The following is a 13,394-nucleotide window of genomic DNA, read 5'->3' as shown; positions in this document are numbered from 1 at the left end:
AAAACTTGCGGGGTCGAAGAAGGCTGCTGGCATCGACGCGGATGGCGGACCAAGTCATGGCAGCGAATCGACCGGAACCGGAAAGGTCAGGAAGTTCTTGATGACCTGGGCCTGCTTGCCTTCCTTCTGCTCATTGGGACTCACGCCGGCGCACCATCGCCCTGAATTGGGGTGCAGCGGACCATCGATGCCGCCCTTGTGCACGCTGCAATTCGCCAGGTCCATGATGGATGCCGCGTTGGGGATGCGGTCGCGTTCGCAGGGAAACTTGCCTTCCTTCGGGCAGGGGGCGAATTTCTCCATGACGGGGACGGTGTAGACGTTGTCGTCCAGGTCGGTAAAGCGCACCACCACCGGGTAGCCGGCCACCGTGCCCACGCGAAAGCCGAGGATTTCGCTGTCGTCGGGCATGAAGACGTTCTGGTGCATGTCTTGCGCGCATTGCGCCATCGTGCCGGCGCACACCCCATAGGACTTGATGGCGGCCTTGTTGGGCGCGCCGCCCTTGGGCGGCCCCATGTTGAGGGTGAAGCCATCGGCGTAACTGAACTGCTTTTCGTTTTCGAGCCCCTGCGGCCCGCCAACGGTGAAGACCAGGCCGTCGCCCAGCTCGCTCATGAAACCCACCGCGTCGTCCACCGAGAACGCGTAGGCGTTCATGCCCAGATCGTCGTGAACCAGCTTGACGTAGGGGTTGAAGGTGAGCTTGGGGTTGGCTTGTACGGCGGGTTGCTGCTGGTTGTACTGCAGCTCGTGGATGTACATGGACTGGAGCTTGCCGTGATCCCAGCCCGGAATCTGGGTGTCCGCCAGCTTGTTGGCACCCGCGCCGCAGCCCTCGTTGAACGGCACCCAGCCGTAGATGTGCATCATGGCTTCCCAGAAATTGAACTCGGGCTTCTCGGGCTTGCTGCCCTTGCATTGCCCGGCGGCGTACAACTGCAGGTAGTTCTTGTGGTTCTGGATGAAGAACTGCTTGACCACCTCCATGCGCTCGCGCATGTCTTGCGGGCAGGCGATGGTCTCGGTGACGTAGGGGCTGAGATCCTCGTTCCATGCCACGCAGGAACCCCACAGGTTCTGCATGCGCTGCACGGCCTGGCCGAAGTGCAGATGGGCCTTTTGCTCGTCGTCGCACTGCCCGTCGATGCAGGCCTGCACCGTGAGCACGGGCGGAAAGCCCTGTGCGGGTTTGACCGGCACGTCGTCCTTGGGCGGCAAGGTGCCGCTGCGCTGCGCAAAGATGTTGTAGCCACCGGGCAGCTTGACGTCGTTCAGGTTGTAGACCGGCCAGCCCTGGCCGGCGTCGCTGGCCAGAAAATTCTTCAGGCTCTGCTTGAACGGGGCCAGCGGCTGCACCGACCCGCTGTAGCCGATGTACGGATTGCCCCGCAGCCCGATGGCCACGGGCATGTAGACGTGATCGACGTAGGAGATGTTGTAGCCCACGTTCTCGGGCTTGAGCAGGCGCAGGCTCTGGCCGGCGGGGATGATCGAGTCGCCGAAGGTGTACTCCGACAGCTGGGCATAGACGTTCTCGGGAAACTGCACGTCGCTGGCGTAGGTCGTCAGGCTGCAAGCCGCATGGCTGGCGTGGCAGGTGACGGTGTCCGGCGTGCCGATCCTGGTCGCCGACTCATCGCTCAGGCGGTCGTTTCGGTCGGCCAGCAACACCCGTCCACCGTTCCACCAGGTGATGTAGCGGTCGCTGGCCAGTTGGCTGTAGAGCGGCAGGGTGAGGGTGACGGAGGAATTGGCGGGCAAGCCCGTGCCTTCGTTGACGTAGAGCTTGTAGACGAACTGGGTTGGGACGGCGTCCGTCGTGCGCCGGCAGCCCTGCAGCCACTCGTTGACGGCGTTCTTGCTGGTGGCGATGACGGGGTAGATGACGCCGCCCGAATTGTTGATGACGGTGATGGTTTTCGGCAGGACCATGACCGGGTTGCTGTCGTAGTCCTTGCACTCGACGGCTTGTGGGCCAGCGCCGAGACCCGGTCCTCCGATGCCGTACACCATGGGCCCATCGTCACCGCCGCAGGCGGCCAGCAGCAGCGCCATGGGCAGAGCCGACGCGATGGGTGAAATCCGCTTCAGGGGCAGCTGCGTGAGCATGGGATACCTCTCGTGGTTCCGCGAATGAGGGCAGGTGCTTTCAAGACCCTGCGTTCAGGCGCGTGAAACGCCCGTGAAGGATGTCCTCGCTGTACAGCTCGATCTGCATCTGGCCCGGCGTGAAGTCCACGGCCGAGACCGAGCCGGGCGCGGCGCTTTCGCCGCGCGGCTTGAAGACGAAGGTGTCGCCATCCCAGTGGCGCAAGGCGTAGCGCACGGCGGCCGGGCCGATGAGCAGATCGAGCCCGTCGCCGGCAGCGTTCAACGCGATCTGCGCGGTGCCGAAATAGGCGTTGCCGTAGGCGCCCGCGTAGGCCGCCAGCGCCTGCGGCGGCGCGGGCTGGGCCGGTGGTGCCTGGCCGGCCAGGCGTCCCTGGGCCTGGTACAGGTTGTGCATCATGTCCTGCATGGCCAGCAGCCAGTGCTCACCGACGGGGGCATCGGGCGCCACGTCGCCCCAGGCGCGTTCGCCAAAGACCAGGGCAATGGCTTCGGCCAAGCCGCGCGGCTGGGCGTTGGTCAGCACCGTGATGCCAAGCTGCGCCTGCGGCCACAGGATGAAACTGGTGGCCGCGCCCATCACGAAGGCGCCGGAATGCGAGACGCTGGTGTGGCCCATGGGGTCGGGACCGACATTGAAGCCGTAGCCGTATTTGCCGCCCGGGCGCGCCGTCATGGCCGCCTGCAGTGCCGCGCCGCTGGCCAGCTGCCGGCCTTGCCACTGGCCCTGTGCCAGCACCAGCTTCATCCACTGCGCCATGTCGGCCACGCTGGAGCTGACGCCGCCAGCGGGCGACTGTGCGTCGGGCTGGCGCGGCGGCTGCTGCACGATGTAGTGCCCGGGCTGGGCGCCGTAGCTGGTGTAGCTCACGCCGTCCTGCACATGGCCCCAGGCGCGGTTGGCCTGCGCCGCAAAGTCGGCAAAGCGCGAACTGGTGTGGGCCATGCCCAGCGGGCGGTACAGCGCTTGCTCGGACAGCGTGGCCCAGTCCGTGCCCTGCGCCTGGGCCATGGCCTGGGCGGCGGCGGTGAGGCCGAAGTTGGTGTAGTCGTAACTGCCGTAGGGCTTGAGCGCCACCCAGCGCAGGCGCTGCAGGATGTCGGCACGCGTGTAACCCATGTCTTCCAGCACGTCGCCGGCATGGTCGGGCAGGCCGCTGCGGTGCGCGTACAGCTCGCCCAGGGTCAGGCGCGCGTTGTCGGCCGGGTCGGGATAGGCCAGTCGAAAGTCCGGCAGCAGGCGCTGGATGGGGGTGTTCCAGTCGATGGCGGGCGTGCCTGCGGCGCCGTCCGCGCCCGGCATGTGCACCGCCATCACCGTGGCGCCCACGGGCTTGGACACCGAGGCGATCTGAAACACCGTGTCGGCGTCCACCGGCGCGGCCTCGTCCACGCGCCGCAGGCCGAAGCCCTTGGCGTACACCGTCTTGCCCTCGAACACCACCGACACCGCCGCGCCCGGCACCCCGGTGCGCGCCAGCCACTGCGGCACCAGGGTGTCCAGCAGAACGGTGGATTGCTTGACGGTGTCGGCGTTGGGGGCGGGGGACATGTCGCCGTCGCCGCCGCAGGCGCTGAGGGCGACGGCCAGGCAGGCGGCGCCCAGGCCGGTGCGCAGCGTTGCGATGCGGGGGGGCAGGGTCATGTGGCGAAGGTCTCGTCCAGCCAATCCATCGAGACGGCCGCCGAATAGGCCAGGTTGGCGACCTGGCAATGGCCGTCGGCGCCCTCCTCGGCGCTGAACACGTGGCCCGTGACCGGGCCGCCGACAGTTTTAATGAAATGGCGGTATTGGGTCAAGGGCTCCGCCCCCTCGCCGCTGCCGACCAGGGCCAGGGCGGGGCAGCGGATGCGCGCCAGGCCGGCGTCGTCGACGCGGAACTGGCGCAGGCGCTGGTAGGCCTGCTTGAAGCTGTCCTGGCCCAAACGCAGCATCAGGTTGCGCATCATCTCGCGCGTTTGCGCCGGCAGCTCGCTGGGCGGGATGTGGTCGATGTCGGCCAGGTGGATGTCCTGCGCGTCGGGCATCTCGGCCGGATCGAAGCCGGCGAAGGACACCATGTAGGCGTGCAGGTCGACGATGGGCGAGTTGGCGATCAGCGCGCGCAGGCGCGGCTCGTGCGCGGCGATGCGCGAGGCGAAATAGCCGCCGTAGCTGATGCCCATCAGCGCCACGCGGCGCGCGTCGGTGCCGGGGCGCGCCAGCACGTGGTCGAGCGCCAGCTTGCCGATGCGCTCGTACTCGGGCACGAACGCCAGGCGCGGGTGAAAGCGCAGCGTGTCCATCTGGCCCGGGCCGGTCAGCAGCATCAGGTGGTAGCCGCGCTCCAGCGCCGCGCGGCCGTAGGCCAGCCAGGTTTCCTCCAGCGTGCCGTCGTAGCCGCTGATGATCAGCAGCGTCTTGCCGGGGCGTGTGCCGGCCTGCGGGTTGCGAAAGTAGTAGGCCGGCAGCGGCGTGTCGCCCCAGGGCAGCGTGAAGGCCTCGAACGCGCTGCCCTGCGCGCGCATGGCGGCGGCAAAGCAGTCGCGGCTGTGCAGGCCGAGCCGGGCGTGCTGCGGGTCGAGCACGCCGCTGTAGTACTCGGCGGCGCGAAAGCTGTTGCAGGCCACCAGGTACTGGTCGCGCGCGCTGTGCGCGTGGCCGCGCTGGGCGCGGGCCTGGGCGTCGGCCTGCTGGCGCGCGCCGGCGGCGGCGAACTGGGCGATCCAGCTGGCTGGGTCACCGTTCTGGATGCGCTGGGCCAGGGCCAGGCATTCGCCGACCGAGGCGCCGCCATACCGCGCGGTGCCCAGCTGGCGCAGCAGCTGGTAGTCCATCTCGGCGTCGGCAAAGCCGGCCACGCGGGTGCGGCTGCGCTCCAGGCCCTGGGCGGGTTTCGGCTCTGCGCCGGGTGCGGGGCCGTTTTGGGCCAGCACGGGCAGGGCCAGGCTGGAGGCGGCCGCGGCCATGAAGCCGCGCCGGCGGGGCAGGGAGGTGTGGGGCTGGTTCATCGGGGGCAGGGGCATGCAAGGCGCGGGGCGGGCGGTTCGACCCGGCCCGGTTCTGGCACGGCCATGTTTCGGGTTCGCTCTGGCTTCGGCTTGCCAGCATGCCGCCGGATGGCCGCCCGGCACAGGGGCGCGGGACGCATGAACCGAAGACGGGACGCCTGCACCCAAGATGCCGCCCGCGGGTGTGGCCGCAGGCCTGCGCGATGGGGTGGTGCGCCGCGGGTACCCCAGGCAACGGTTGAAATACTATCGAAACATGAGCTGCCCGCGCTTGATCGACGGGCGCTGCGGCACGTTTTGGCTTGAAATCTGGCTGCTACATCGGGCGCGTGGCCCGGGCCTGCTGGTGCCACTCGGTCGGCGCCAGGCCGAAGCGCGCGCGAAACAGTTTGCTGAAACCCGAGGGGTCGGCGAAGCCGCAGCGCCAGGACAGGGCGCCGACGTTCAGGCGGCTGCCCTGCTCGATCAGGGCGCGGGCGCGCTGCAGCCGCAGCTCGCGCAGGGTGCCCATCACCGTCTCGCCGCGCGCGGCAAAGGCCTCGTACAGGCGCGTGCGCGAGCAGCCGGCGCCGTGGGCGATGGCGTCGGCGTGCAGGTCGTGCCGGTGGGCGTGCTGCTGCATGAAGCGCAGCGCGGCCGCGTGGCGGCCCCGGTGCTGGGGGTCGGCAGCGTCGGGCCGGTCGAGGTTGCGGCCCTGGCGCCCCAGGTTGCGCAGCGTCAGCAGGGTGAGGGCGCGCGTGGCGTCCAGCAGGCCGGCGTATTCGTGCTCGTCCAACTGCTCGGGCTGGCGCGCCAGCAGCGACAGGTGGCTCAGCTGGCTGGCCAGCAGCGGCGCCAGCGCGCATTGCGCCAGCGCGATGGCCATGTTGGTCGGCTCGCGCCCCAGCGCGGCGGTCACCTCGCGGCGCGGCAGGGCGATGTAGGTCTGGCGCGCGCCGGCGCCCCAGCGGTAGCAGGCATCCTGGTAGGGCACGTACAGGCCCAGCATGCCGGCGCTGGCGTGCTGGTGCTCGCCGGGCGCGGCATTCAGGCGCATCTGGCCCGACTGCAGCAGCGAGATGACCACCATGTCCTCGCCCGGCGGCACATGGCGCGCGGCGGTGCGCATCTCGTAGGCGCTGGACTGCTTGGTGCCGAAGAAGCAATCCGCGCCGCGCAGCAGCGACCACGAGGCCTGCAGCTGTTCGCCCGGCGACAGGGGTTGCACGTCCACCCAGTTGTGCGCCACGTCGTGCCAATAGGCCAGGCGTTCGGCGGGGGCGAGCGCGCTCGAATCCCAGTGCTCCAGGGCGCAGGTGGGCGGCGGCGGGGGCGACATGGCTTGGGATTTTAGATACAAGCCGATACTTCTGAGTCGGCTTGCCTGGCTCGCGGTCGAACCAGACCGGGCGGCGGCTCAGGTGGGCGCGTGGCCGGGCGCATCGGCGCGGCCTTGCAGCCAGGCCGCCAGCGGCGCGGCCCAGGTCTGGGGCGGGTGCGCGTCGTCGGTGGGCAGCACGCGCCGCGCGGGCAGGCTGCGCAGCCAGGTCAGCTGCCGCTTGGCGAGCTGGCGCGTGGCGATGATGCCGCGCTCGCGCAGCGCGGCCGGCGGCCAGCCCTCATGGAGCGCCTGCCAGGCCTGGCGGTAGCCGACGCAGCGCAGGGCGGGCAGCTCGGGCCTCAGGTCGCCGCGCGCGCGCAGGGCCTCCACCTCTCTCAGAAAGCCGGCGGCCAGCATGGCGTCGAAGCGCAGGGCGATGCGCTGCTGCAGCGCGGCGCGGTCGGTGGGTTCCAAGGAAAAAAACGGTGTAGCCCGCGAAAGATCATCGCCAGTAGCTCTCTTTTTTGTAGTATGAAAACTGGACAGCGGCCGCCCGGTGAGCTGCCACACCTCCAGCGCACGCTGGATGCGCTGGCTGTCGGTGGCGGGCAGGCGCGCGGCGCTGGCGGCATCGACGCGCGCCAGCTCGGCGTGCAGCGCGGGCCAGCCGTGCTGGCGCGCGCGCTCGTCCAACTGCCGTCGCACGGCGGCATCGGCGGGTGGCAGCTCGTCCAGGCCTTCCAGCAGCGCCTTGAAGTACAGCATCGTGCCGCCCACCAGCAGCGGCAGGCGCCCGCGCGCGCGAATCTCGGGGATCAGGCGCGCCGCGTCGCGTGCGAAGTCGGCCGCGCTGTAGCTTTCGGTCGGCTCGCGGATGTCGATCAGGTGGTGCGGCACGGCCGCGCGCTCGGCTGGCGTGGGCTTGGCGGTGCCGATGTCCAGGCCGCGGTAGACCAGGGCCGAGTCGACGCTGATGATCTCGACCGGCAGGCGCTCGGCCAGCGCCAGCGCCAGCGCGCTCTTGCCGCTGGCCGTGGGGCCGGCCAGGCACAGGGCCTCGATCGCAGGCGGGGTGATGTCAGCGGCCACGCAGGAACAGCCCATCCAGCTCGCGCAGGCTCAGCTGGCGCCAGGTGGGGCGGCCGTGGTTGCACTGGTCGCTGCGCTCGGTGGCCTCCATCTGGCGCAGCAGTGCGTTCATTTCGTCCAGCGTCAGGCGGCGGTTGGCGCGCACCGCGCCGTGGCAGGCCATGGTGGCCAGCAGCTCGTGCTGGGCGCGCTGCACCACGGTGGCGGCCTCGTGCTGGGCGAGTTCGGCCAGCACGCTGCGCGCCAGCTCCACCGGGTCGCCGGCGGCCAGGCTGGTGGGCACGGCGCGCACGGCCAGGGTCTTGGGCGAGAAGGGCGTGATCTCCAGCCCCAGCTGCTGCAGCGCGGCAGTCGCGCCCTCGGCCGTGGCCACCTCGGTCGGCGTGGCGGCGAAGGTGGCCGGGATCAAGAGCGGCTGGCTGGCGATGCGATTGCTATCCAGTTGGCCCTTGAGCCGCTCGTAGACGATGCGCTCGTGCGCGGCGTGCATGTCGACCACGATCAGGCCGGCGTGGTTTTCGGCCAGGATGTAGATGCCGTGCAGCTGCGCCACGGCGCGGCCCAGGGGCCAGTCGGGCGCGGGCTCAACCTCGGTCGCGGCTGGAGCGGAGACGCTGGCCGCGCCAGGCTGCCACAGGGCCTGCAGCTCTTGCACCACATGGCCCGTGCGTGCTTCGAAATGAATAGCTGCTTGCGCTTGAAGGACGGGGGCTGGAGGCACGAAAGGCTTGAAATTCGATACGTCGGACGGCATCGCCGCCGTGGTCAGCGCCGATTCGGCCAGCAGCGCGGCGCGCGGCGCAGCCAGGGCGTTTTCAATCGCGTGGCGCACGGCCTGGTGCACCTCGCGGCCGTCGCGAAAGCGCACCTCGATCTTGGTCGGGTGCACGTTCACGTCCACGCGCGCCGGGTCGATGGCGATGTGCAGCACGTACACCGGCTGGCGCTGGCCGTGCAGCACGTCTTCGTACGCGGCGCGGGCGGCGTGGACGATGACTTTGTCGCGCACGAAGCGGCCGTTGACGTAGGCGAACTGCTGGTCGGCGCGCGAGCGCGCGATGTCGGGCACGCCCGCGCGGCCGGTGACGTGCACGGGGCCGGCGCGCAGCTCGAGCGCCACCGACTGCGCCAGAAAGTCATCGCCCAGCACGTCGGCCACACGGCGATCGAGGGCGTCGGCGCCGGCCTGCGCGCGCCACTGCTCGATCAGCTTGCCCTCGTGCCAGATGGCGAAGCCCACGTCGGGGCGCGCCAGCGCGTGGCGGCGCACGGCCTCGATGCAGTGCGCCAGCTCGGTGGCGTCGCTCTTCAAGAACTTGCGCCGCGCCGGCACGCTGAAAAACAGCTCGCGCACCTCCACCGTGGTGCCGGGGTTGCGCGCGGCGGCGCGCAACTCGCCCGTGCCGCCGTCGAGCAGCCAGGCACCACCTTCGCCGGCCTGACGCGAGAGCAGCGACAGCTCGGCAATCGAGTTGACCGCCGCCAGCGCCTCGCCGCGAAAACCCATGGTGCCCACGGCCTCCAGCTCGGCCAGGCTGGCGATCTTGCTGGTGGCGTGGCGCCTGAGCGCGACGGGCATCTCGTGCGGCGCGATGCCGGCGCCGTCGTCTTCCACCGCGATCAGGCGCACGCCGCCGGCCGACAGGCGCACCGTGATCTGCGTGGCGCCGGCGTCCAGCGCGTTGTCCAGCAGCTCGCGCACGACGGAGGCCGGCCGTTCCACCACCTCGCCGGCGGCGATCTGGCTGATCAGCTCGTCGGGCAGTTCGCGGATGGGGCGGGGGGCGGTGGCAGTCATTGGGTCAAATTGTAGAAAGCCGGGCGACGGGCGGTCGAAGTCCTGAATAATCACGCCCCATGGAATATGTGATGCACTTGGTCGACTTCATTCTGCACGTCGACCAATACCTCGGCGCCTTCGTGGCGCAGTACGGCGCGTGGGTCTATGCGCTGCTGTTCTTGATCGTGTTCGTCGAGACGGGCGTGGTGGTGATGCCCTTCTTGCCGGGCGACTCGCTGCTGTTCGTGGCGGGCGCGCTGGCCGGCGCGGGCCTGATGAGCTGGCCGGTGGCTTGCGCGGTGCTGCTGGCGGCGGCCATTCTGGGTGACCAGTGCAACTACAGCATCGGGCATCGGCTGGGGCCCAAGGTGTTTCAGTGGGAGGACTCGCGCTGGTTCAACCGCCGGGCGTTCGACAAGGCGCACGCGTTTTACGATCGCTACGGCGGCATCACGGTGATCCTGGCGCGCTTCATGCCCTTCATTCGCACCTTCGTGCCCTTCGTGGCCGGCGTGGCGGCCATGAGCCGGGCGCGCTTCACGCTGTTCAACGTGGTCGGCGCGCTGATCTGGGTGTTGGGGCTGGTGACGGCGGGCTATCTGTTCGGCAACCTGCCCTGGGTGCAGGCCAACCTGAGCAAGATCATCTGGGCCCTGATCCTGGTGCCGGGGTTGATTGCGCTGTACGGCGCGTGGAAGGCCGGGCGCGCGGACCGCGCCGCCATCTGATCGCAGCGACGCTCAGACCAGACAGATCGTCACCAGGGCCGAGGCGTCTTCCACCCCGGTCAGCTGGTGCGCCACGCCGCCGCCCAGGTGCAGAAAGTCGCCCTGGCGCATGCGCTGGGTCTGGCCGGCGATGTCGAAGTCGATCACGCCTTCCAGGCACTGCACGGTGATTTCGCCGGCCACCTGGTGGCCGGGCATGGTCTTGCCGGCTGGCAGCACGACGCGGATGACTTCGAGCTGCGGCGCCTTGAGCAGGGCGTAGGACGGGGTCTGGGCCAGCTTGCTGCCCAGGGGCGACACGCTGCCGATTTGGCCGGGGGCCAGATGGGGTTGGGCCATGACGAACTCCTGTCGAATGGGTGGTGCGCTGACGGCACGCGGCCCCAAGCCTACACCGCCCGGTTGCGCGCCAGCGGCGGGTTGGCGGCAAAGTATTTCTGGATGCCGCTGGCCAGCGCGTCGGCCAGCTGGTCCTGATAGGCGGGGCTGCGCAGGCGGCGCTCCTCGTCGGGGTTGCTGATGAAGGCGGTTTCGACCAGCACGCTGGGCACGTCGGGGTTGCGCAGCACGGCGAAGTTGGCGCGCTCCACGCTGTCCTTGTGCAGGCGCCCCACGGTGCCGATGCGGTTCAGCACGGCGTCGGCCAGCTTCAGGCTGTCGCGGATCTGCACGGTGGTGCTCATGTCCAGCAGGGCGCGCTGCACGTGCGCGTCCTTGTCGTCGACGTTGACGCCGCCGATGCGGTCGGCCTCGTTTTCCTTGTTGGCCAGCCAGCGCGCGGCCGTGCTGGAGGCCCCGCGCTCGGACAGCGCGAACACGCTGGCGCCATTGGCGTCGGGGCGCATGAAGGCGTCGGCGTGGATGCTGACGAACAGGTCGGCGCGCACGCGCCGCGCCTTGCTCACGCGCGTGGCCAGCGGCACGAAGAAGTCGGCGTCGCGCGTGAGGTAGGCGCGCATGGGGTTGCCGCCCACGCTGGCGCGGTTGATGCGCTCGCGCAGCTTGAGCGCGATCTGCAACACCACGTCCTTCTCGTGCGTGCCGTTGGGGCCGGTGGCGCCGGGGTCTTCGCCGCCGTGGCCGGGGTCGATGGCGACGATGATCAGGCGCTCGGCCGGCGGCTCGGGGCCGCGCGCGGTGGCGCGCTCGGGCGCGCGCGGGCCGGCGCGCACGGCCTGGTTGGCGCGCTCGATCTGGCGCGCGATCAGATCGCCCAGGGTGTCGGGCGCGGGCTCGGTTGCCGGGGCGCCGTCACCCGCGCTGGGCACGCTGGCCGGCGTGGGGCCGTTCAGGCGCTGGGCAATCAGCTGCGCCAGCGGGTCGGGCGGGACGGCGGGGTACAGGTCGAACACCAGGCGGTTGCGGTAGGCCGCCACCGGCGCCAGCGTGAAGACCTCGGGCCGGATGTCGTGCTTGAGGTCGATCACCAGCCGCACCACGCTGGGCGTGAACTGGCCGACGCGGATGCCGGCGATGTTGGGGTCGTCGGCGCGCACCTTGGCCACCAGCTCGCGCAAGGTGGGGTCGAGCTGCAGGCCCTCGATGTCGACCGCCAGCCGCGGCGGCGAGATCACCAGGGTGTGCCTGGCCTGCAGCGGGCGGTCGGACTCGATGGTGACGCGTGAATAGTCCTCGGCCGGCCAGATGCGCACCGCCACGATGCCGGCGCCGTGGGCGATCTGCTGCGCGCCGATCAGCAGCACCAGCGAGCCGGTCTTGAGCAGGCGGCGGCGCCCGGGCGATGAGGGGGTGGGGTACAGCGGTGCGGTCATGCGCGCAAATCCTGCAGCAATTGCTCTCCAACGCGCGTACCCGCAATCAGGTGCACCAGGCGCTGCTCGTCGGCGTCGACCTGCAGGTGCACGTCCAGGTCGGCCGCGGGCAGAACGGGCGCGGCGTGCTCGGGCCATTCGGCCAGCTTCAGGCCGGGCGCGGCAAACGCATCGCGCAGGCCGGCGTCTTCCCACTCGCGCGGATCGGCGAAGCGGTAGAAGTCGAAGTGCGCGATGGCCAGGCCGTCCGGCGCCTGGTGCGGCTCGACCACGGCGTAGGTGGGGCTCTTGATGGGGCCCGTCACGCCCAGCGCGCGCAGCAGGTGGCGCACGAAGGTGGTCTTGCCGGCGCCCAGCTCGCCATGCAGGGCGATGAAGGCGTTGCGCAGCAGCGGCCGCGCGGCCAGGCGGGCGGCAAAGGCGGCGGTGTCGTCCTCGGTGTGCCAGGTGAGGGCGAGGGCGGGGCGGCTTTCTACAATCGGAGCGTGATGGGACATGGGGTTCGAATCGATTCCGAGGCCTTGCTGGCCGATATTCGCCAGTGGGCGCGCGAGCTGGGCTTTGCCCACATCGGCGTGGCCGGCGTGGACCTGGCCAGCGCCGAAGCCGGTCTGATGCACTGGCTGGCCGCCGGGTTCCACGGCCGCATGGATTACATGGCCGCGCACGGCCTCAAGCGCGCGCGGCCGGCCGAACTGGTGCCGGGCACCGTGAGCGTGATCACGGCACGCATGAATTATTTGCCACGAGGCGAGGCGCCCGACTGGCCCGAGCGCGAGCGCGCCCGCCTGGCGCGGCCCGGCGAGGGCGTGGTCTCGCTGTACGCCCGGGGGCGCGACTACCACAAGGTGGTGCGCGGGCGACTGCAAAAGCTGCAGGACCGCATCGCCGCGCGGGTCGGCCCCTTTGGCCATCGCGTGTTCAGCGACTCGGCCCCGGTGCTGGAGGGCGAACTGGCCGCGCGCAGCGGCCTGGGCTGGCGCGGCAAGCACACGCTGGTGCTGACGCGCGAGGCGGGCTCGATGTTTTTTCTGGGCGAGCTGTTCGTCGACCTGGCCCTGCCGCCCACGCCGGCGGTGGAGGCCCACTGCGGCAGCTGCAGCGCCTGCATCGACGCCTGCCCCACCGGCGCCATCGTGGCGCCCGGCCGGGTGGACGCGCGCCGCTGCATCTCGTACCTGACGATCGAGCACGACGGCGCCATCGACGAGGCCCTGCGTCCGCTGATGGGCAACCACGTCTACGGCTGCGACGACTGCCAGACCGTGTGCCCCTGGAACAAGTACGCCCAGCGCAGCGAGCTGCCCGACTTCGACGCGCGCGACGGCCTGAGCGGCGCGACGCTGATCGAGCTGCTGGCCTGGACCGAGGACGAGTTCTTGCGCCGCACCGAGGGCGGGCCGATTCGTCGCATCGGCCACGAGCGCTGGCTGCGCAACGTGGCCACCGCCATGGGCAACGCCATTGCCGCCTTGCCGGCGGACGATCCTCAGATGGCCGCCCTGCGCGCGGCCCTGCAGGCGCGTGCCGAGCACCCCAGCGCCATGGTGCGCGAGCACGTGCGCTGGGCCCTGCAACGCTGAGGGCCCGCGGTTTGCAAGCGATTCGAGGCTGTGGCCGGC

11 protein-coding genes are annotated in these 13,394 nt (G+C 70.4%); 2 read left to right on the top strand and 9 right to left on the bottom strand.

The window, feature by feature from the left end; all coding sequences use genetic code 11:
• Positions 1–54 precede the first annotated feature (54 nt).
• From ACWHMB_RS11475 to mutL, 6 genes are all read right to left on the bottom strand, one after another.
• Positions 55–2,112, bottom strand: coding sequence for a hypothetical protein (locus ACWHMB_RS11475; RefSeq protein WP_377485186.1), 2,058 nt, complete (start codon positions 2,110–2,112; stop codon positions 55–57).
• A 40-nt stretch (positions 2,113–2,152) separates the two neighbouring features.
• On the bottom strand, positions 2,153–3,757 hold the full coding sequence (locus ACWHMB_RS11470; RefSeq protein ID WP_377485183.1) for a serine hydrolase domain-containing protein: 1,605 nt from the start codon (positions 3,755–3,757) through the stop codon (positions 2,153–2,155).
• The gene (locus ACWHMB_RS11465) at positions 3,754–5,103 is read right to left on the bottom strand and encodes an alpha/beta hydrolase (RefSeq protein ID WP_377485181.1); all 1,350 of its coding nucleotides are present in this window, start codon (positions 5,101–5,103) and stop codon (positions 3,754–3,756) included. Before ACWHMB_RS11465 ends, ACWHMB_RS11470 begins: the two co-directional genes overlap by 4 nt.
• A 316-nt stretch (positions 5,104–5,419) precedes the next feature.
• Entirely contained in the window at positions 5,420–6,421 is a 1,002-nt protein-coding gene (locus ACWHMB_RS11460; protein ID WP_377485178.1) for a helix-turn-helix transcriptional regulator, read from the bottom strand.
• Between the two features lie 78 nt (positions 6,422–6,499).
• The gene (miaA, locus tag ACWHMB_RS11455; protein ID WP_377485177.1) at positions 6,500–7,492 is read right to left on the bottom strand and encodes a tRNA (adenosine(37)-N6)-dimethylallyltransferase MiaA; all 993 of its coding nucleotides are present in this window, start codon (positions 7,490–7,492) and stop codon (positions 6,500–6,502) included.
• On the bottom strand, positions 7,482–9,290 hold the full coding sequence (mutL, locus tag ACWHMB_RS11450; RefSeq protein WP_377485175.1) for a DNA mismatch repair endonuclease MutL: 1,809 nt from the start codon (positions 9,288–9,290) through the stop codon (positions 7,482–7,484). Before mutL ends, miaA begins: the two co-directional genes overlap by 11 nt.
• Positions 9,291–9,349: 59 nt before the next feature.
• Here mutL and ACWHMB_RS11445 point away from each other — a divergent pair, with 59 nt between their 5' ends.
• Positions 9,350–10,000, top strand: a complete 651-nt coding sequence (locus ACWHMB_RS11445; protein WP_377485174.1) for a DedA family protein — start codon at positions 9,350–9,352, stop codon at positions 9,998–10,000.
• A 12-nt stretch (positions 10,001–10,012) separates the two neighbouring features.
• Here ACWHMB_RS11445 and ACWHMB_RS11440 read toward each other — a convergent pair whose 3' ends face one another.
• The 3 genes from ACWHMB_RS11440 to tsaE are packed head-to-tail and all read right to left on the bottom strand — an operon-like array spanning position 10,013 to position 12,269.
• Positions 10,013–10,339 carry a cupin domain-containing protein gene (locus ACWHMB_RS11440; RefSeq protein ID WP_377485172.1) on the bottom strand — a complete coding sequence of 109 codons (327 nt, stop codon included), beginning with the start codon at positions 10,337–10,339 and terminating at the stop codon, positions 10,013–10,015.
• A 50-nt stretch (positions 10,340–10,389) separates the two neighbouring features.
• The gene (locus ACWHMB_RS11435; RefSeq protein ID WP_377485170.1) at positions 10,390–11,772 is read right to left on the bottom strand and encodes an N-acetylmuramoyl-L-alanine amidase; all 1,383 of its coding nucleotides are present in this window, start codon (positions 11,770–11,772) and stop codon (positions 10,390–10,392) included.
• Positions 11,769–12,269 (bottom strand): tRNA (adenosine(37)-N6)-threonylcarbamoyltransferase complex ATPase subunit type 1 TsaE, encoded by a 501-nt coding sequence (gene tsaE, locus ACWHMB_RS11430; protein ID WP_377485168.1) that lies wholly within the window; start codon positions 12,267–12,269, stop codon positions 11,769–11,771. Before tsaE ends, ACWHMB_RS11435 begins: the two co-directional genes overlap by 4 nt.
• Before the next feature lie 36 nt (positions 12,270–12,305).
• Between tsaE and queG the strand changes: the two genes are divergently transcribed.
• Positions 12,306–13,355, top strand: coding sequence for a tRNA epoxyqueuosine(34) reductase QueG (queG, locus tag ACWHMB_RS11425; protein ID WP_377485437.1), 1,050 nt, complete (start codon positions 12,306–12,308; stop codon positions 13,353–13,355).
• Positions 13,356–13,394: the final 39 nt, after the last annotated feature.

It is taken from the genome of Ottowia pentelensis (genome assembly GCF_964341695.1).
Note: the sequence above shows the minus strand (reverse complement) of the source record. Positions and strands in the feature narration are given on the sequence as shown.

What these genes read in the sequence shown, in the direction of transcription:
- ACWHMB_RS11440 (WP_377485172.1), bottom strand. Translation starts at nt 10,339, where the DNA reads ATGGCCCAACCCCATCTGGCCCCCGGCCAAATCGGCAGCGTGTCGCCC.
- ACWHMB_RS11475 (WP_377485186.1), bottom strand. Translation starts at nt 2,112, where the DNA reads ATGCTCACGCAGCTGCCCCTGAAGCGGATTTCACCCATCGCGTCGGCT.
- ACWHMB_RS11445 (WP_377485174.1), top strand. Translation starts at nt 9,350, where the DNA reads ATGGAATATGTGATGCACTTGGTCGACTTCATTCTGCACGTCGACCAA.
- tsaE (WP_377485168.1), bottom strand. Translation starts at nt 12,269, where the DNA reads ATGTCCCATCACGCTCCGATTGTAGAAAGCCGCCCCGCCCTCGCCCTC.
- ACWHMB_RS11460 (WP_377485178.1), bottom strand. Translation starts at nt 6,421, where the DNA reads ATGTCGCCCCCGCCGCCGCCCACCTGCGCCCTGGAGCACTGGGATTCG.
- mutL (WP_377485175.1), bottom strand. Translation starts at nt 9,290, where the DNA reads ATGACTGCCACCGCCCCCCGCCCCATCCGCGAACTGCCCGACGAGCTG.
- ACWHMB_RS11435 (WP_377485170.1), bottom strand. Translation starts at nt 11,772, where the DNA reads ATGACCGCACCGCTGTACCCCACCCCCTCATCGCCCGGGCGCCGCCGC.
- ACWHMB_RS11470 (WP_377485183.1), bottom strand. Translation starts at nt 3,757, where the DNA reads ATGACCCTGCCCCCCCGCATCGCAACGCTGCGCACCGGCCTGGGCGCC.
- ACWHMB_RS11465 (WP_377485181.1), bottom strand. Translation starts at nt 5,103, where the DNA reads ATGAACCAGCCCCACACCTCCCTGCCCCGCCGGCGCGGCTTCATGGCC.